The following is an 18,395-nucleotide window of genomic DNA, read 5'->3' as shown; positions in this document are numbered from 1 at the left end:
CGCGGCAACCATTTTGGCGCCTATTTACTTGCAAATAGATCCTATTTATACTCCCGCCCGGAGTCGGACGCTGGGTGTCCGGCTGTCGTGTCATTGACTCTTGCTGCCTCCTGTCGCACTGAGGATGACCGCTACCTGTGGTGACGTCTCAGCAGGCGTCTGGAGAAGAGCAAGATGGCTAAGGCCAACCTTAAGCAAGCGCGGGCATCGTTCCCGCTGAACCGCCGCGCCGCGGCGATTGCCGCCGCCTTGGCTGGTCTGTCCGGTTTGGCTCAGGCGCAGACGGCCCCGGGGCCTGCTACAGCATCTGCTACAGCATCTGCTACAGCATCTGCTACCGTACCGGCCACAGCGGCCGCCGCCGGCGAAGCAGGGGAGTTGGCCGCCGTCACCGTAACTGGCGACTGGCTTGGCACGCCCACCGAAGAAAAGGTGTTGTCGCATCCCGGCGCCCGCACGGTCGTCGAGCAGCAGCAGATCGTGGAAAGCGGGTCCAGCAATGTGCGTGACGTGCTGCGCCAGATTCCGGGCGTGCAGGTGCAAGACAGCAACGGCACCGGCGGCAGTGACGTGTCGCTGAACGTGGGCGTGCGTGGCCTGACGTCGCGCCTGTCGCCCCGGTCCACCATCTTGATGGACGGCGTGCCGATGGCCTATGCGCCTTACGGCCAGCCGCAGTTGTCGCTGGCGCCGGTGTCGCTGGGCAACCTGGAGTCGGTAGACGTAGTGCGCGGCGCGGGCTCCGTGCGCTACGGCCCGCAGAACGTGGGCGGCATCATCAACTTTGTGACGCGCCAGATTCCGACGGACTTCACGACCAGCCTGAACGTAGGCAGCGAAATCTATAGCCACGGCGGCAACGTCAAGACCACGCCCAGCCTGTTCCTGGGCGGCACCACTGACCAAGGCCTGGGCGGCGCGCTGCTGTATTCGGGCACGCACGGCGACGGCTATCGGGCCAGCAACGATTCCACCGACATCGACGACGTGATCCTGAAAGGCGCTTATCGCTTTTCGTCGACCGACAACGTGGCCGTCTCGTTGCACCACTTCGAAGGCAAAGGCCGGATGCCGGGCGGCCTGACCACCGCGCAATACTCAGAAGACCCGTTCCAATCCACCCGCCAGTACGACCAATTCACCGGCCGCCGCACGGACGGGTCACTGAAGTACACGCATAACGACGGCGTGAACAACTTCGAAGTGCTGACGTATTACGTGGACTCGTATCGCGGCAGCGACATCGAACAAGCCGGAACCGGCGCCACGGCTAACCAGTTCCGCCTGACCTCAGCCCCCCGCAGCTACCACTATTTCGGGTTTGAACCGCGCTATTCGCGCCTGTTTGATTCGGGTTCGTTCGTGCAGGAAATCAGCGTGGGCTACCGCTACCTGAAGGAAAGCAGCTCGGAAGTGGCGGGGCGCACGGCGTACTACAACCCGGCGGCCGGTGGCGACGCCTTCGACCTGAAGATGCCGACCTACCAGACGAGCGACGGCGGCACCACCGCCCACGCCTTCTATATCGACGACCGTATCGACATCGGCAAATGGACCATCACCCCCGGCGTGCGCTTTGAAAGCATCAGCACGTACAACAACGTCACCAACTTCAATACCGCCACGGGCGCGGTCACCAGCGCCTTGTCGCCGTCGATCGACTCGCGCGTGACGCTGCCAACCTTGTCGGTGCTGTACCGCGTGGATGAAAAATGGTCGCTGTTCGCCAACGCCGGCAAGTCGTTCGGGCCGCAGCAGTACAGCCAGTTGGCGTCTACCACCGAAGGCTTGCACCCGGAAACGGCCAAGACCTATGAAATCGGCACGCACTTTGCCGGTGAGGCCTGGAGCGGCGAATTCACCTTGTTCAATATCGATTTCGACAAGGAATTGCAGCTGACGCGCTCCATCGTGGGCGAGGGCATGTGGACGGACCTGGGCGCCACGCGCCATCGTGGCCTGGAATCCGCCTTGCGGTACGACCTGGGCGACCTGAGCGACGCCTTGCGCGGCCTGTCCGTCTACGCCACCTACACCTACACGCAAGCCATCGCCAAGGCAGGCGCTTTCGAAGGGCGCGACCTGCCGCTGTATTCGCGCCAGGTCGCCTCCATTGGTGCACGCTACGCGGTGCAGCGCTGGACGTTCAACGCCGACGTCTTCGCGCAATCCAAACAACATTCGCCCGGTTCTCCGGATGCGGGAGCAGGCTACGTTACCGAGGAAGACGCCAGCGGCCGCTTGGGTGACATCCCCGGCTTTGCGACGGTGGCGGTGCGCGCGGGCTACGACTTTGGCAAGGAAATGAACAACATGAAGGTGGCCGTGGGCATCAAGAACCTATTTGACCGCCGCTACTACACGCGCTCCACCGACAATAACGGCGGCAAGTTCGTGGGCCAGCCGCGCACCGTCTACCTGCAAGCGTCGGTGGCATTCTGAACCGCGCCCGCACAATCGAAAACGGGGCCTTCCTATGAAGGGCCTGCGCGGCGTGTGGCTGCGGGTGCACCGCTGGCTGGCGCTTAGCGCCGGCTGGGTGCTGATCTTCTCCGGCTTGTCCGGCGCGGCGCTTGTGGTGACGCCGGCGCTGGACCGCTGGGCGAACCCGCAGCTCTTTGAAGTCCGCCCCGATGCGCAGTCCGACGTCCGGTCCGAAGCGCAGTCCGACATCCGCCCCGAGGCGCAGTCCCACGTCCGGCCCGAAGCCTCGTCCGACGTCCGATCTGCAATCGCGCCTGCGCAAGCCCCCGTAGCCCTTGATACCGTGTTGGGCCGCGTCCGGAAAGAATTCGGCGACGGCGCCAACCTGGTATTCCGGCCCGCCCGCAACCCCGGCGAAACGCTGCAAGTGCGGGTACGCGGTTCGTGGCGCGGCACGCTGTACCTGGACCCCGCCACGGGAGCCGAGCAGGGCCGGCGCGGTGACGCCGAGGGCGCGGCGAACGTGCTGTTCAAGCTGCACAGCGCGCTGTACCTGGACGGCACGGGCAAAGCCATTCTGGCTTGGGTGGCGCTGGCCTATCTCTTCCTGCTGATCACGGGCCTGATCCTGTGGTGGCCGCGTCATTGGGCAAAGGGCTGGAATATTGCGTTGAACCGGGGCTTGCTGCGGTCGCTGTTTGATCTGCATCGCGTTGGTGGCGCCACGTTGAGCCTGCTCATTGCGGTGTCGGTGGCAACCGGCGCCTACATGGCCTGGCGGCCGCTGGGCGCGGCCGTCACCTGGCTAAGCGGCGCAACCCCCGTCAAGGCGCCCAAGCTGCCGCCCCTGGCTGGCGAACCGGCCGGCGGTTCCCCCTGGACGCTGGATCAGTTGGCGGTCCGCGCCGTTGCGCAATTCCCCGACGCGCCGCCCATCGGCTATATCGTCGTGCCGCCTCATGCCAGCGCGCCCACCCGATTCCGGATGATGCTGGCCGATGATCCGCATCCCAATGGCATGACCTCGGTCTGGATCGACCCTCGCACGGCGCAAGTGTTGGCGGTACATCGCTGGAACGAGCTGGACCCGGGCGCCCGCGCCACGGCGGTGATCTATCCGCTGCATACGGGTGAATTAGGTGGGGTCGCGCTGGAAACGGCGGTGGCAATCGGTGGACTGGCGCTGGGCGGGCTGGGCATCAGTGGCGCCTGGCTGTGGTGGCGACGGCGGGCCATCAAGCGGGCAGGGCGTCCGCAGACCGCCGGCTAGCCGCCCGCAGACCGGCCCCTAGCCGCCCGCACCGACCCCGCGCAGGAATACTATTTGCTGATCACTCTCTAATAAGAGGAGCTGATCATGGCAACAAGAACCATCTGGAAAGGGGCCATTTCGTTTGGCCTGGTCCACATACCGGTCGGCCTGCACACGGCGACCACCGAGTCCGGCGTGGACTTCGACTGGCTGGACAAGCGCTCGATGGACCCGGTGGGCTACAAGCGCATCAACAAGCGCACCGGCAAGGAAATCGACCGCGACAACATCGTCAAGGGCGTGGAATACGAAGACGGCCAGTACGTCATCATTTCCCCGGAAGAGATTGCCGACGCCTACCCCCGCACCACGCAAACCATTGAAATACAACAGTTCGTGGACATGGCGGACGTGCCGTTCGTGTATCTGGAACGGCCGTACTACGTCGCGCCCATCAATAAAGGGCAGAAGGTGTATGCCTTGCTGCGCGACACGCTCGCCAAGACCGGCAAGATCGGCATCGCCAAGGTCGTGATCCAGACCAAGCAGCACCTGGCCGCGCTGATTCCGTCGGGCGATGCGCTGGTGCTGAACCTGATGCGCTGGGGCGACGACGTCAAATCGATGGATGATCTGGAGCTGCCCAAGTCCGGCGCCAAAGGCATGACCCCCAGCGCCAGCGAACTGAAGATGGCCAAGATGCTGGTGGATGACATGTCCGGCAAGTGGGACCCGACGGAATACAAGGATGAGTTCAAGGCCGCCGTGATGGGGCTGGTTGAGAAGAAGGTGAAAGCGGGCAAGACCGAGACGGTGTTGGAACCGCAGGAAGAATCACCGGCCTATGCGGACAACGTCATCGACCTGACCGAGTTGCTGCAACGCAGCTTGAAGGGCGGCAAGAAGACGGCGCCCGCCGCCAAGAAGGCGCCGGCGGCGAAGAAGGCGGCCTCTGGCAAAACGGCCGCAAAAAAGACCGCTGCAAATAAGAAAGCTGCAAATAAGACAGCTGAAATAAAGGCAGCCGCAAAGAAAGCGCCCGCCCAGAAAACCGCGGCGAAGTCTCTCAAGGCGGCGTGACATGGCCGATTCGCTCAAGACCTATCGGAACAAGCGCAATTTTCAGGTGACGTCTGAACCGGCGGAAGGCGGCCAACCCAATGAAAGCGCGCGCGCCTTCGTCATTCAGAAACACTGGGCCAGCCGGCTGCACTACGATTTTCGGTTGGAACTGGATGGGGCGATGAAAAGCTGGGCGGTGCCTAAAGGGCCCAGCTACGACCCGTCGGTTAAGCGCATGGCGGTGCAGGTAGAAGATCACCCCATCGCCTACAACCAGTTCGAAGGGCAGATCCCCGAAGGGCAGTACGGCGCGGGCAAGGTCATTATCTGGGACGAAGGCGTGTGGGTCCCCGTGGGTGATGCCCGCAAAGGCTATCGGGAAGGCCACCTGAAGTTCGACTTGCAGGGCAAGAAAATGCAGGGCCGATGGGCGCTGGTTCGAATGAAGGGCAAGGAAAGCGACAAGCAGCCGCCCTGGCTGCTGATCAAAGACCGCGACGATTTCGCGCGCGCCGAGGCTGACTTCAGCGTGGTGGATGAGATGCCCGACAGCGTCGTGCCATTAAGGGCAAAGGGGGACAAAGGGGCGAAGGCGGCGAAGGGCAAAACGACGGGCAAGGCCAACGCCCGGGCGAAGCCGAACTCCAAACCTGACGCCGTGCCCGATTCCAAGTCCAAGTCCAAGCCCGCCGCAGAAGAGGGCAGGCTGCCCGGCCACGCGGCTGCCTTGCCCGCGTCGCTTAAACCCCAACTGGCCACCTTGATCGACGGCGCGCCGCCCGAGTCCGACGATTGGCTGTACGAATTGAAGTTCGACGGCTACCGCTTGCTGGTCCGCATCGATGGCGACGACGTCAAGCTGTATACCCGCAACGGGCATGATTGGACGTCCAAGCTGCCGCATATTGCCGAAGCCTTCGGCAAGCTGCCCGCCAAATGCGCCTGGGTGGACGGCGAGGCGGTGGTGCTGGACGAGAACGGCGTGCCGAATTTCCAGGCCTTGCAAAACGCCTTCGATGGCGACCGCACCGGAAACATCATCTTCTACGCTTTCGACCTGCCGTTCATTGGCCAGCGCGACTTGCGGGACGAACCGCTGCACGTGCGCCGGGCGTTGCTGGCGCAGTTGATGGAAACATCGCACGACGACCACCTGCGCTTCAGCGAGGCCTTCAACGCGACGCCCGCAAGTCTGGTGGCGTCCGCCTGCAAGATGGGCATGGAAGGCATCATCGCCAAGCGCCTGTCGTCGCGCTATGTGTCGCGGCGCAGCGACAACTGGCTGAAGATCAAATGCGCCAAGCGCCAGGAATTTGTGATCGTGGGCTACACCGCGCCGCAAGGGTCCCGCGAAGGGTTGGGGGCGCTGCTGCTGGCGGTGCACGATGAAGATGGCGCGTTGCGCTATGCGGGCAAGGTCGGCACGGGCTTTGACCGGGCGAAGCTGATCGCGCTGCAAAAGGACCTGGCGCGCATTGAAACCCACGACAAACCCGTGTCAGGCGGACAGGCGAAAGGCGTGCACTGGGTGAAGCCGGAACGCGTCGCCGAGGTGTCGTTTGGCGAATGGACCAGCGACGGCCATATCCGGCACTCGGTGTTCCGGGGACTGCGCGACGACAAACCGGCACGGCAGATAACTCGGGAACGTCCGGTAGCCGGCCCGGCGGATAAAGCCAGCAAGGCGGCCAAGACAAGCGGCGCAGACAAAACGAGCCGCGCAGACAAGACCAGCAAGGCCGCAACATCCGCTCAACCGCGAACCGCAGCCACGCCGCGCGCCAAGCCCGCCAAGCTCACGCATCCCGAAAGGGTGATTGACCCGTCCACCGGAATCACCAAGCTGGACCTGGCCCGCTACTACAGACTCGTCGCGCCCTTGCTGCTGCCGCACCTGAAAGACCGCCCCGTGTCATTCCTGCGCGCGCCCGGCGGCCTGAGCGCGCCTTTCTTCTTCCAGAAGCACTTGGAAGCGGCCATGCCCGGCGTCAAATCCCTGCCGGCCAAACTCGACCCTGATCATCCTCCGCTCTTGGAAGTGCCTACGGCCGAAGCCATCATGTCGGCCGTGCAGATGAACGTGGTGGAATTCCACACCTGGAATGCGGTGAAAACCGCCATCAGCAAACCCGACCGCATGTTGTTCGACCTGGACCCCGGCGAAGGCGTGGACTGGCCCGCGGTGCAACAGGGGGCGCAGCTCATGCGCACGATGCTGCAAGAGATTGGCCTGCAAGGGTGGTTGAAAACCAGCGGCGGCAAGGGTTTGCATGTGGTCGTGCCGCTGCGCCGGCAACAGGATTGGGACACCATCAAGGCGTTCTCGCAGCGCATCGTGGCGCATATGGCCGCGACCTTGCCGCAGATATTCGTCGCCAAGAGCGGGCCGAAAAACCGGGTCGGAAAGATCTTCGTCGACTATCTTCGCAACGGCTTCGGCGCCACAACGGTAGCCGCCTGGTCGGCCCGCGCCCGGCCAGGCATGGGGGTGTCGGTGCCGGTCGCCTGGGACGAACTGGCGGACTTGAAGAGCAGCTCGCACTGGACCATCAACAATATCCATACGCGGCTGGATGCGGGCAACACCCCGTGGGACGGCTACGCGCCGCAGGCGGTGGGCCGCGCGATGGCGGCGGTGGAGTTCGATCCGGCCAAGTGACGGGCCCAAGTGAACCCGCCCAAGTCACCCGCTCCACCGGCCTAGACCCTGTTTCATCGATTCTGTATTCTGCACGCTGGCAGCTAGCGGGTAGGACGCTTCCCGATGAAAAGAAAAGTAGGGCTGTTGACGGTACTGATCGCCTTGGCCATCTTCAGCGTGGCCATCGGCTTTTTCAACGCGCTCTACGCCGGCTATCAGGTGCAGAAGGCGCAAGTGGTCAAGAATTCGCTGGAATCCAATCTGGCCTATTCGGAAAAGCTGGCCGAATTCATCAACCTGTATATCGATTCGGTGCACCGGCAGCTGACGGCCAGTGCGGGCCGCCTGTCGGCCGCGTCAGTCCCGTCCTCGGCCACACCATCTGCCACCTCTCCGGCCGCGTCAGTCTCATCGGACGCAGGGGCGGCGGCAGTGACGGAATTGTCGCGTCTGGCCAGCCAGACCCAGGGCGTTTCCGCCGCCATGCTTGCGGACGCCAGCGGCGTGGTCATCGCGCATTCGGGCCAGGCGTCGGCGGTGTTGTCCGGCGTGAAAACACTTCAAGAATTGGGCATGAAAGAACGCCGGCGGGCGGATTGGGTCATGCCCTGCTGCACGCGCGAAGACCAACGCGCCGCGCTGATGCTGGTGGAACCCATCGTCAACCCGGCAGGCGCTATCGCGGGCTTTGTTGCGGCGGTCGTCATCCTGGAACGCGGCAGCCGGCTGGACAAGCTCATCGGTGAACACGCCTATGCCGACGGCACAGACGTCTATTTGGTGAACGTGGACGGGCAGGTGCTCTATAGCCACCAGACCAGCGGACCAGACCCGTCGGTGCTCAGCCTGATCAAGGCCGACATCTCGCCGACCTCTGGCCCAGGCTCCGCGCAAATCAAAGAAGCCACGGGCAGCACGATGCTTGCCGGGTATGCGCCCATCACCAAAGGCAAATGGGCCGTCGTCATGCAACGGCCGCTTGACGAGGCTTTGTCACCGGTGAAATCGCTGCTGGCCGAATCATTGCGGCTTGCCATCCCCGCCATTGTCCTGACCTTGATCCTGGTTTGCGCATTGGCGTACGCCATCGCACACCCCTTGACGCGGTTGACGCGCGCCCTGGCCAGCTCCAAAGCCGTAGATGCCCAAGACCCGCGCGCCAGCACGCTGACGACCTGGTACGACGAAGCGGACCAACTGCGGCAGGCGCTGGTCGCCACCTTGGCGCAGCATCGGCGCGAAGTGGGGCGGCTGAATACAGAGACGATGACCGATCCCATGACGGGGCTGATGAACCGCCGCGCCCTGGATCAGCGCTTTGACGAACTGGTGGCTGCCGGTTCACCCTTTGCGGTGATTGCGCTGGATCTGGACCATTTCAAACAGGTCAACGACGTCCATGGCCACCCGGTGGGTGACAAGGTGCTGATTTCATTGGCGAATACGCTGATCAGCAGCGTGCGCCAGCAAGACCGGCCGTTTCGCATCGGCGGCGAAGAATTCGTGGTGATTGTTCACGCGCCCACGGCCGACGTGGCCATGCACACGGCCGAACGCATCCGGGCAAGTGTGGCCGCCAAGCCGATGCCGGAGGGCGTGGGCCACGTCACGGTGTCGGTGGGCGTGGCGTTATGGCCACAGCATGGAAATTCACCCGAAGCTGTTGTCAAATGCGCTGACCTGGCGTTGTATGCCTCGAAAGAAGCAGGCCGCAACCGGGTCACGCTGTGGGAAGAGGGTAGTCCGATCAACGAAGGCTGAGCGTAGGTGGCACTTTGAACTATTCATTTGTTCTGGTTGGCGCGGCGGTTGTCTTCTTTTTTCTGTTGCTTGGCGCGATCCGCGTGGGGCGATACCTGGGGCGCCGGCACGCCGGCGATGACAAAGGCACGGCGGGGTCGGCGGCCATTGAGGCCTCGGTGTTCGCATTGCTTGGCTTGCTGATCGCCTTCACGTTCTCGGGCGCGGCCCAACGCATGGCCGACCGGCGCAACCTGCTGGTTGTCGAAGTCAACGCGATCGGCACGGCGTGGCTGCGCATTGACTTGCTCAATGCCGACGACCAGCCCCTCTTGCGCGACCAATTCCGGCGCTACGTGGACGAACGGGTCAGTTACTACAAGCACGTGGCCGACCTGGAGCACCGCGACGCCATCGCCACGAAGGTGGGCGCCCTGCAGAACGAGATCTGGAAAAGCTCCATCGCCGCCAGCAAGCACGCCGTGCCACCGTTCGCCGCGTCATACATCGCGTCGGTCAATGACATGTTCGACTCGGCCACGGCGCAAACCGTGGCGCAGAAAGTGCATCCGCCCATCGTCACGTATCTGTTCCTGGGCTTCCTCGCCTTGGTGTGCGCGTGCCTGATCGGCATCAACCTGGCCGGCGCCAAGCGCGACACCTTGCTGCACCAGATGATCTACGCGCTGGTGATGGCGGTGGCGCTGTACATCATTGTTGACTTCGAATTTCCGCGTATCGGGGCGATACGCATCGACCAAAGCGACGCCTTGCTGCTGTCGCAACGGCAGGCGATGGGTAGCGCGGCAGAGGGGGTTTCGAAGTAGGGGGCAGTCAAGCCAGCAGCGGCGTCAGGCGGCCAAGCAGTGTGCGGCCGATGGGCGACGCCAAGCCCGCAAACGCCGCCACGTTCAGCCCGACCGTGACCCAGAACCACGCCCGGAAGCTGGGCTTCACGGACTTGTGCCGGAGTCGTTGCTGCGCCAGCAACGCGCCCGGCCAACCGCCGACCAGCGCCCACGCATGCAGCGTCCGTTCCGATATCCGCCAGCGCTTGGCCCTGGCCGCGGACTTGTCATAGGCGTACACGGCGAACGTGATCAGGCTAAGCGCCACATAAGCCAGCCCGACCCACAGCGGCACGCCCCAAAAGTAAGCGGCCAGCCCGTAAGCGAAGACAAACAGCGCAATCAGCATCCGGAAAGTCCGAGTTGATGTGAAGAGCCGCCATTATCCTCGCAAGGGCTGGCCGAGGCAGGCGCCCCAATGATGACGCGTGCTTGCTGCGAGCCGCGATGTTGGCGCTTGCAAGCAGACGCCGCAAACACGCCGCTTGCAAGCAGACGCCGCAAACACGACGCCTGCTTGCCTGTTGGCGTCTGCTTAGAAACGCACGGCCAGCTTCAACACGCCGGATTGCTGGCGGTTGCCGCCGCCGAACTGCGCGTCGTAGGAAACGCCCGCCGTCGTGTTGCGCGTGATCGCCATTTCGGCGCCCAGACCCACCACAGCGGCATCGCGTGCGATGGGCACACCCGTCACCGAGAACGTGCTGCCGCCGTCAAACGCCAATTCCTGCTTGGGTTTCACATCACCCATGGCATGGCGCCAGCCCAACGATGCGGTCAGACGGCCCGGCGCCACGTCGGAACCGAACTGCCATGCGCCGCGCAGGCCCAGCGTGGTGCTGGTGACGTCGTCAGTGCTGCTCGACCCATGCAACGCAGCCGTTCCGCCGGACTCCTTGAAGTCACGCGTGCGCAGCTGGTTCCACGCCAGGCCGGCGTAGGGTTCGATGCTGGTGACATCGTTCAGCGGCACGTTGTAGCCGAGTTCGGTGAACAACTGCGTCGACGATGCGTTATAGGACGACTTGAGCTGCTGATTCAGGCTGCCCGCCACCACATCGCGCTTCGCGTCGATCTCGTGCCAGGTGTAGGCCGCGCCCGCCATGAAGCGGATATGGCCCGCGCCAGCCTCGAAGTTGCGCCCGCCGAACAACGCCGCCGTGTAGCTGTCGACATTCGTGCGTGAAGACACGTCGGCCATCGAGTTGTGGCTGCCGATGTAGCCCAACGCGCCACCCAGGCGCCAGCCGTTGCCGACCGCGCCATCACCGCCAATGAAAATGCCGCCCGCCGATTGGCTGACGCTTGTCGCGTTGCCATCACCGCCGAACTTGCTCCAATTGCCGAACGCTTGCGCCCAAACGGGCGAGGCGCCGCTTTGCGGCAGCGCGTCAGCCGAGGGCGCACCCAATTGGGCCGTCGGCCGGCCAGCAAGCACCGGGGCGTCAAGGTTGCCGCGGAAGTGCGACAGCGGCAACGTGCGCACCATGTCGCCCTGGCTTTGCAAGACGCTCGTCGTGCTGGCGTAGGCTTCGCCGGACAGCATCGACAGCGCCGAGCGCGCTTCGCCCGGGGTCATGGTCAGGACGGCCGCGGTCACCTGGCTGGCGCCAGAGGTTTTGTCCGCTGCGCTGCCGCTTGCGACGACGGAAGATCCGGTGGTGGGTGCAGGGGTGGTCCCCGCCGTCGTGCCAGTGGTCGTTCCGGTGGTCGTTCCGGTGGTCGTGCCAGTAGTCGTGCCAGTGGTCCCGGTGGTCGTCCCCGTTCCCGTCGAAGTCGATCCGTTCCCGGTCGTGGCAGAGCCGTTACCCGTCGACGTCGAGCCGTTACCCGTGGAGCCGTTACCCGTGGAGGCCGACCCATTCCCCGTAGACGCCGAGCCGTTTCCAGCCGACGACGATCCGTTGCCGGTCGCGGGCGGATCTTGCTGATCCAACGCATTCCCCGCGTTGTTCGCGTTGTCCGAGCCGCCGATGCTTCCGATCGGCACGTCGTTGCGCGTCAGCGTCATGAACGCATTCTTGGCGTCGTAGCTGAGCGTGGGCGTCAGGAACGCATACGAGCTGGATGCGCCCTTGAACGTGCCTTGCACGCCGCCGTCCGCCGTCAGGATGTTGTAGGTGGTGCGCGGCGCGTAATTGCCGTCGGGGCCCACATGCGCCACCGTGCCATCCAGGTAGGCGACGCCCGTGACGTGGATGCGGTCGCTGGCGCTGCTGGCCGGGTCGGCATGCACGCGATAGATCGTGTTTTCGCCAAAGGTCATGTTGCCGTTGACGGTCAGCGTGCCGATGGGCGAGCCATCGTTGCCGGGCGACACGACAGCGGTGGGGTAGAGCGTGGTGGTGCCCACTTGGCCAACGCCTGCCAGCACCACTTCGCGGCCGATATCAATGGGGCCGTTCAGCTTGCCGTCGATCTCCAGCGCGCCGTCGGCGATCAGGATGGGGCCGGTCAGGCCGCTGCTGTCGGCGGTCAGGATGACCGAGCCGGGGCCGGTTTTGACGAAGCCCTGCGTGCCTTGCAGCGGGTTGTCGATGATGTCGACGAACTGGCCGGACGCATACGTGCCGTCGCCCACGACAATGGCCGGCGGGTTGCCACCGCTGCCAACCAGCGTGATGGGCGCGCCTTGCAGGCGATACCGGTCAGTGGCGAACTGAAGGCCCGATACGCGCACCGGGCCGGCGCTGCCGTCGACGGTGACCGTGCCGGCCGCGCCCGTGAAAATGGCATAGCCGGCATCGGGGAGGGCGCCCGTGGCGTTGGTGGGGCTGTTCCAATTCGTGCTGGCCGCCGTCCAGGTGCCATCGCCGCCGCCCGAACGGGTCGCGGACGCCACACCATTGCCGTTCCACAAATTGGTCGTGCTGGGACCCAGGATCAGGTTGATCTGCTTGTCACCCGTCAGCGACTGGATGGTGGCGCCGGGCTGCGAGTCGCCCGTTACCGTGCCCAACGTCAGGCCGTTGCCGCTCAACGTGCCGCCGTAAGACAGAATTCGGTAGTAGCCCGCGTTGACGCCCAGCGTGTTGACGGTGACGTTCAACGTGGTGTTGTTGATGGCTGCATTGCCGCCAACGGTGATGTTGTCGCCGGTGCCGGGTTGCGTAATCGGCAGTCCGGCGTAACCGGTTTCAAATGCAAATTCGGCATTGTTCATCGACAGGTTGCCGTTCACGACCAGATTGCCGTTGGACACACCGGTCGGCGTGCCGACGGAATAACCCGGCGCAACGCGCGAGTTGCCCGACACGTTCAAGTCGCCATTGATCCGGCCAAAGCCTGCGACGGTGCCGTTCGACGCGGCATTGACGTTACCCGTGACGGCAACGCCAGCGCCGCCGCCATTGCCGCCAATCACCAGCGTGCCGCCGTTCACATCGACGCCGCCGGGATAGTTCACCGAACCATCGAACACCTGGGTATTACCTTGCGTAACCGTCATGTCCGCCGCCATGACGCCGCCGTAGTACGTGCTACTCAAAGCGAGCGTTGCTGTCAGCCACTTCTTCGTGCCATTGATCAAAACGTGAGTCCTCTATCTTCTGATTATTAAACTCGGCGCCCACGCATTACTAAATCGCTGTAAACGTATAATTGCGTTACGGCGAAATAGGCGAATAAATGGAACGCGCCGTCGAAAAAAGGACGCAATGTATACCAATTTGTTTACAGCACAAAATACGGGTTAACAGATACCATCCCTTTGAAATAACTAGGAAATTTGGATACCAACCGATTTTTAATACTAGTTATCTGGATACCATCCGCATAATAAAAATGGCATGAATCGATACATTTAATATTATTAAAAAACAAAATTTATTTGAATGAAGGGCCACGCTGCCTGGAACACGCTTTCATGGTTAGTCTGGAATGCGCGCCAACCAGTCGCTCACCCCCTGCAAGGTGCGAAAGTCGTCCAGTGATCTTGCGGGAACGCGGGGAAAGGCGCTTGCCGCCATGTCGGTCAACGCTCTGCCAGGCCCCAGTTCCAGAAAAGCGGTGGCGCCTGCTTCGACACAGGCCTGCAGACACTGTTCCCACTGAATGGGTTCGGCAATCTGCCGCGCCAGTTTGTTCAATCCTTCGTCAACGTTCAGCACGGCCTGTGCATCGATGCCGCTGAATAGCCGGATACCAGGTGTGGCGCGCGCCGTGGGAGGCGCCGCTTGATGCAACTCGTTGGCGAAGGGCGCCACCGCGTCGGCCAGCAAAAAGGTATGCGACGCGACCGACACAGGAATGCTGGCCACGCGATTGGCGCCGTGATGTTCCGCTTGGGTGGCAATGGCCGCCAGGTCGGTCAGGCGGCCGCCCAGCACCCAGGCCTGGCCCGGGTTGACGATGGCCACCGCAGCCTGCCGGCCCTGGCACAACGCTTGGATGTCCGCCAGGGGTAACCCTCGCACAAACAACATGCCTTGGGCACCGCCGCTGGCGGCATCCATGGCCTGCGCACGCGTAACGGCCAAGTCCAAGGCAGCCTGAACGGGCAGCAACCCCGCCACTGCCCACGCCGCCAGTTCTCCCACGCTGTATCCCGCCACGCACAACCGGCGCGGCAACAGGGAGCGCAATGCGGCGTGTGCGGCAATGGCCTGCACAACGCACAGCACCTGCGCTGTGCGGTTCACGCACCGTTGTTCGTCAGTGGCATGGCGGACCCAGGTCCTCGGATCTTCGCCCAGCAGCAACGCGGCGTGGTCGAACACGCCGCGTGCCGCGGGCGCCGCGCCTGTCAGGTCGAACATGCCTGCGTGCTGGCGCCCCTGACCCGAGCACAGTAAAGCCAAGGCCATGGTCAGTCTCCGGCCGCATGCGCAAACAGCGTCATGGCCAGCAGATCCGCCGCGCCGCCGGGACTTAAGCGGCGTTGGACGAACGACTGATGCATGCGTTGCGCCCGGGCGTGCCACCCGGCTTGGAATACGCCGCCCGCCGCCATGAAGCGCCGCGCCTGCAACTGCGCATACTGCAATCCCGCCTCGCCACCGCGATGCAGCAGATTGGTGTCTTGAACTTGCGACACGAGCGCCAGACAGGCATGCACACGCGCAGCGTTGTCATCCATGCACGCACCCGCAAGGGCCTGCCGCAATGCGGGCAAGCCCAGTTCATACACGCAGGGAAATCCGCAAGCGGCCTCCGCACGCGCGCCACCCACGCCATAACGCCGCACCACGGTTTCGCCATGGCTGCCGGGCAGGCGCGGGCCGCCCAGGATGTCGGCGCCCCATCGCGTGCGCACAATGTCGCCCAGCGCGGGACCGTGTGTGGTCGATGCGCCTTCTTGCTTGGCGCGCAGGCCCGCCGCGGCGCACAACAGCCCCAGTCCGAAAATGGCGCCGCGATGCGTGTTGATGCCGCCTGTCGCGGCAAACATGGCGGTCTCAGCACGCAGGCCGATCTTGCGTAGCGTGCTCATCGGGGCATTGTCCGATCCCGCTTGCGCCAATTCCGTGAAAAAGGGTTGCAGCGCAAGGGCGCTGCGTTCAAACGTGGCGGCATTCATGTCGTCGTGACTGCCTGCATCGACATGACTGACAAGGCCGGGCTTGGGCCAGGTATGCACCTCTAGCCACAAACTTCGCGCCGCCAACGCACCCAGCCCCTGCCCCGACCATGGCGAGCCGCAGGATTCAGGGGTGGGGCTGGCATTCGCATCACCACCGTTCGCTTGCCGGTTGAAGGTTTCACGCGATAGCAGCGCAGTCATGTCCAGTCCTGAAAAACTCCATGGGCGTCAGCAAGCGTGCTTCGTGCGTCGCTTTCAACAGCACCGTGGCTGCGCCGCCCTGTAGTTCGCGCCAATTCACCCCTGCGCCATCGGCACGCAGCAGCTCGCCGTCCAGCCGCATGGGCGCAGCCGCATCCAGCATGGCTAGCTCGTCCAGCCACTGACGGATCTGTTTGGAATTGGCGGTCAAACGCCACAACAGATCAATATCGGAGTGTGGCGACAGATAAGGAAGACCGGTCAGATGCTGCCAGGCCAGGCTGCCAAACACTCTGACTTCTACGGCATGCGCTTGGGCGCAATGCAGCACGCGCCGCAGGGATGGCAACCATGCCGCGGGCGCCACGTACAGGACGTCCTGCAGCAACGGGCAGGGGCCGTGCGTCACGATATCGGCTCGCGACATACTCAGGAACAGGCGCTGCTTGCCATCGGCGGGCGGCAACGGCAGGCCCAGTGGCACCCGGTCATCGGTGGCCTGGGCGTCCTCGTGGCCATAACGGCGCACGATCAGCGGATAGTCTTGTAACGCCCAGTGTTCTACGCGTGGCAGCGCCGCCAAATCGGGCCGGCTTGCCATCACGGCCCGCCACGCATCGGGCCGCACCCATACCAGGCTATGACGGGGATAAGGCGGGCTGGCGCGTGTCATTGACGCCCCTTAGATTGCGGCGCGAGCCAGCGCATAGACCTGGTCGGCGATATCCGCGGCCACGGGCCGGCCGCCGCGCGTTTTGCCCAAGCGGTCGCGGTGATCTTGTGCGCGCTCGCGCGGGGTCAAGCCCGTGGTCAACGTAGCCAGGACGTCTCGCACCTGCGCCGACAACGGCTGGTCCGGATTCAACACCTGCGCCACGCCGCCGGTTTGCGCCAGATTGTCCAGACCGGGCGCGAACACCGGCGTGGATTTGGCCTTTTCTTCCAGCACCGTCAGCGGCAACTTGGTCACACGCGCCATCGACGGCAGATCCATGACGGCGGGATGCGCGCCGGGCAGTGCTAACAAGGTGCTGGTTGCCAGGGCGGTTGCGATGAATGCGCCGGCGGCCGTATGGCCGTATAACAATCCCACCGTCGCATGACCGCGCGCATGGGCGTAGATCAGGCTTTTGGCCAGATGGGCCAGGAACTCGTTCAGGCCCAGCAATTCATCGCGTTTACTCATGCGCTGGCTGCTGCTGTCGATCAGCACCAGGATGGGTTCTTGCGAGCCCTGCGCCGCGCCTTGGGCGATCGTCTGCAGCACCACGCGGGCAAGCACAATGGCATCGTCCACGCCGACAAACGCACGTCCTTCCACACCGATCACGGTTGGCATGCGGTCCTGGCCGTCATCCGCCAGCCGAGCGCGTCCCCACAACAAGCCGTTTTCCCGCACCAAGCCCTGCGAGTCCGCGAATAGCGAACCCAGAATGTCATCGAGCGTCATGACGCGCCTCCTGCAATCTATCCGCCAATTCCGAAAATGCCTCGTAGTCCAGATCGGGTACGTCCGCAGGTAAGGGAACTCCCAGCGCCGCCCAGATATCCCGGGCGTCGGCGCAGGCGCCGAATTGCGTCAACCGGTCTTCCAGACGTGCTTGTTCGTTCTGCAATACCGAAGCACTTAAGGGCAGGGCAGTGGCCAGCAAGTTCAACGCGGCCTGGCGGAATCCGGCCAACGTGTCGTCGGCATACGCATCCGCGCCGCCCAGCAAGCGCCGGTGTTTGCCGCCCATGGTCCGCCACACGAGCGGCCGGTCGGATGAATCGAATTCTTCAATGCCGCGATTGGTCTCGATGACTTCTGGGCCGGACACGCTGATGCGGCCAGATTCGGAAACGGCCAACGCCGAGCAACAACCGGCGATCAGCCCGCCGCCGCCATAACATCCGGAGCGTCCGCCGATCAGACCGATCACCGGCACACCCGCCAAGCGAGCTTCCACCACGGCACGCATGATTTCCGCGATAGCCAGTTCGCCAGCGTTGGCTTCCTGCAGCCGCACGCCGCCGGTGTCGAACAGAATCAGCACGGGCACGGTGGCCAGGTCGCGCGCGGCGCGCAGCAGCCCCGTCAGCTTCGCGCCATGGACTTCACCCACGGCGCCGCCCATGTAACGGCCTTCTTGCGCCGCGACGAATAGGGGCTTGCCATCCAGCAGGCCTTTGCCCACGATCATGCCGTCGTCGAATTGTTGCGGCAGGTCGAATAGCGGCAAGTGCGGGCTGACCGCGCGCGCCTCGGGACCCAGGAATTCAATGAACGTTCCCTCGTCCAACAGCCCCGTCACGCGTTTGCGCGCGGAGGATTCATACCAGCTTGCCGGGATGGGCGCCAAGGCCGGCTGCGGCCGCGTGGTTACCTCGTGTGGTTGGGCGCTCATTGCTGTCCTCCTTCCATGACACGCACGGCTTGCGCCAGGCGCAGCGCCACCGTGTCGGGGCGCGCCCCGCCATCGTTGATCGAAAATCGCAGGCCGCCCACGGCGCGGCGCGATACAAAATCCGCGATCACCGCACTCCATACATCGCCAAAACCCGTGGCCTGACTGTGTATGTCGACTTCGCAGTCATGGTGGGGAAGGGCGCGCTCGACCAGGACTTCCAGATTGCCCGATGCCACGACGCCCACCACCGCGCTGGTCTGCGTGCCCGACGCTTGCCGCGTCGTCTTGTGGCGATAATTTAAATGTTCCATGTGTT

The 18,395-nt window shown here is 63.9% G+C and carries 14 protein-coding genes; 6 read left to right on the top strand and 8 right to left on the bottom strand.

What is annotated here, in order from left to right; genetic code table 11:
* Positions 1–174: 174 nt before the first annotated feature.
* From AC1DB0_RS28010 to AC1DB0_RS27985, 6 genes are all read left to right on the top strand, one after another.
* A complete protein-coding gene (locus AC1DB0_RS28010) occupies positions 175–2,442 on the top strand; it encodes a TonB-dependent receptor family protein (RefSeq protein ID WP_476758415.1) in 2,268 nt (755 codons plus the stop codon).
* 34 nt (positions 2,443–2,476) lie between these two features.
* Positions 2,477–3,694 carry a PepSY-associated TM helix domain-containing protein gene (locus AC1DB0_RS28005; protein ID WP_476758414.1) on the top strand — a complete coding sequence of 406 codons (1,218 nt, stop codon included), beginning with the start codon at positions 2,477–2,479 and terminating at the stop codon, positions 3,692–3,694.
* Positions 3,695–3,781: 87 nt separating this feature from the next.
* The gene (gene ku / locus AC1DB0_RS28000) at positions 3,782–4,756 is read left to right on the top strand and encodes a non-homologous end joining protein Ku (RefSeq protein WP_476758413.1); all 975 of its coding nucleotides are present in this window, start codon (positions 3,782–3,784) and stop codon (positions 4,754–4,756) included.
* 1 nt (position 4,757) lies between these two features.
* Complete coding sequence (ligD, locus tag AC1DB0_RS27995) at positions 4,758–7,397, top strand: DNA ligase D (RefSeq protein ID WP_476758412.1); 2,640 nt, start codon at positions 4,758–4,760, stop codon at positions 7,395–7,397.
* Between the two features lie 105 nt (positions 7,398–7,502).
* Positions 7,503–9,140, top strand: a complete 1,638-nt coding sequence (locus AC1DB0_RS27990; protein ID WP_476758411.1) for a sensor domain-containing diguanylate cyclase — start codon at positions 7,503–7,505, stop codon at positions 9,138–9,140.
* A 14-nt stretch (positions 9,141–9,154) separates the two neighbouring features.
* Positions 9,155–9,946: a bestrophin-like domain gene (locus tag AC1DB0_RS27985; protein ID WP_054422201.1), complete on the top strand. Its 792-nt coding sequence runs from the start codon at positions 9,155–9,157 to the stop codon at positions 9,944–9,946.
* 7 nt (positions 9,947–9,953) lie between these two features.
* Here the strand turns inward: AC1DB0_RS27985 and AC1DB0_RS27980 are convergent, their stop codons facing one another.
* The 8 genes from AC1DB0_RS27980 to mdcC form a co-directional block, all read right to left on the bottom strand.
* Entirely contained in the window at positions 9,954–10,316 is a 363-nt protein-coding gene (locus AC1DB0_RS27980; RefSeq protein WP_346553368.1) for a DUF1294 domain-containing protein, read from the bottom strand.
* A gap of 186 nt (positions 10,317–10,502) precedes the next feature.
* On the bottom strand, positions 10,503–13,496 hold the full coding sequence (locus AC1DB0_RS27975; RefSeq protein WP_175168898.1) for an autotransporter family protein: 2,994 nt from the start codon (positions 13,494–13,496) through the stop codon (positions 10,503–10,505).
* Positions 13,497–13,836: 340 nt separating this feature from the next.
* Positions 13,837–14,772 (bottom strand): malonate decarboxylase subunit epsilon, encoded by a 936-nt coding sequence (gene mdcH / locus AC1DB0_RS27970; RefSeq protein ID WP_175168897.1) that lies wholly within the window; start codon positions 14,770–14,772, stop codon positions 13,837–13,839.
* A gap of 2 nt (positions 14,773–14,774) precedes the next feature.
* Positions 14,775–15,689 carry a triphosphoribosyl-dephospho-CoA synthase MdcB gene (gene mdcB, locus AC1DB0_RS27965; protein ID WP_175168896.1) on the bottom strand — a complete coding sequence of 305 codons (915 nt, stop codon included), beginning with the start codon at positions 15,687–15,689 and terminating at the stop codon, positions 14,775–14,777.
* On the bottom strand, positions 15,667–16,362 hold the full coding sequence (mdcG, locus tag AC1DB0_RS27960; protein WP_175168895.1) for a malonate decarboxylase holo-[acyl-carrier-protein] synthase: 696 nt from the start codon (positions 16,360–16,362) through the stop codon (positions 15,667–15,669). The genes mdcB and mdcG overlap by 23 nt, the downstream gene beginning before the upstream one ends.
* Before the next feature lie 9 nt (positions 16,363–16,371).
* Positions 16,372–17,139, bottom strand: coding sequence for a biotin-independent malonate decarboxylase subunit gamma (locus AC1DB0_RS27955; RefSeq protein WP_175168894.1), 768 nt, complete (start codon positions 17,137–17,139; stop codon positions 16,372–16,374).
* Positions 17,126–18,076, bottom strand: a complete 951-nt coding sequence (locus AC1DB0_RS27950) for a biotin-independent malonate decarboxylase subunit beta (protein ID WP_175168893.1) — start codon at positions 18,074–18,076, stop codon at positions 17,126–17,128. The genes AC1DB0_RS27955 and AC1DB0_RS27950 overlap by 14 nt, the downstream gene beginning before the upstream one ends.
* A complete protein-coding gene (gene mdcC / locus AC1DB0_RS27945) occupies positions 18,073–18,390 on the bottom strand; it encodes a malonate decarboxylase acyl carrier protein (RefSeq protein WP_175168892.1) in 318 nt (105 codons plus the stop codon). The genes AC1DB0_RS27950 and mdcC overlap by 4 nt, the downstream gene beginning before the upstream one ends.
* Positions 18,391–18,395 lie beyond the last annotated feature (5 nt).

This window comes from Achromobacter sp. 10T422 (assembly GCF_056394065.1).
The sequence above is the reverse complement of the archived record's forward strand: the minus strand, read 5'-3'. Positions and strand labels throughout refer to the sequence as shown.

Excerpts from the sequence above, each read along its gene's own strand:
- AC1DB0_RS27950 (WP_175168893.1), bottom strand. The coding sequence starts at position 18,076 with ATGAGCGCCCAACCACACGAGGTAACCACGCGGCCGCAGCCGGCCTTG.
- mdcB (WP_175168896.1), bottom strand. The coding sequence starts at position 15,689 with ATGACTGCGCTGCTATCGCGTGAAACCTTCAACCGGCAAGCGAACGGT.
- ku (WP_476758413.1), top strand. The coding sequence starts at position 3,782 with ATGGCAACAAGAACCATCTGGAAAGGGGCCATTTCGTTTGGCCTGGTC.
- ligD (WP_476758412.1), top strand. The coding sequence starts at position 4,758 with ATGGCCGATTCGCTCAAGACCTATCGGAACAAGCGCAATTTTCAGGTG.
- AC1DB0_RS27980 (WP_346553368.1), bottom strand. The coding sequence starts at position 10,316 with ATGCTGATTGCGCTGTTTGTCTTCGCTTACGGGCTGGCCGCTTACTTT.
- AC1DB0_RS28010 (WP_476758415.1), top strand. The coding sequence starts at position 175 with ATGGCTAAGGCCAACCTTAAGCAAGCGCGGGCATCGTTCCCGCTGAAC.
- mdcG (WP_175168895.1), bottom strand. The coding sequence starts at position 16,362 with ATGACACGCGCCAGCCCGCCTTATCCCCGTCATAGCCTGGTATGGGTG.
- AC1DB0_RS27955 (WP_175168894.1), bottom strand. The coding sequence starts at position 17,139 with ATGACGCTCGATGACATTCTGGGTTCGCTATTCGCGGACTCGCAGGGC.
- AC1DB0_RS28005 (WP_476758414.1), top strand. The coding sequence starts at position 2,477 with ATGAAGGGCCTGCGCGGCGTGTGGCTGCGGGTGCACCGCTGGCTGGCG.
- mdcC (WP_175168892.1), bottom strand. The coding sequence starts at position 18,390 with ATGGAACATTTAAATTATCGCCACAAGACGACGCGGCAAGCGTCGGGC.
- mdcH (WP_175168897.1), bottom strand. The coding sequence starts at position 14,772 with ATGGCCTTGGCTTTACTGTGCTCGGGTCAGGGGCGCCAGCACGCAGGC.
- AC1DB0_RS27990 (WP_476758411.1), top strand. The coding sequence starts at position 7,503 with ATGAAAAGAAAAGTAGGGCTGTTGACGGTACTGATCGCCTTGGCCATC.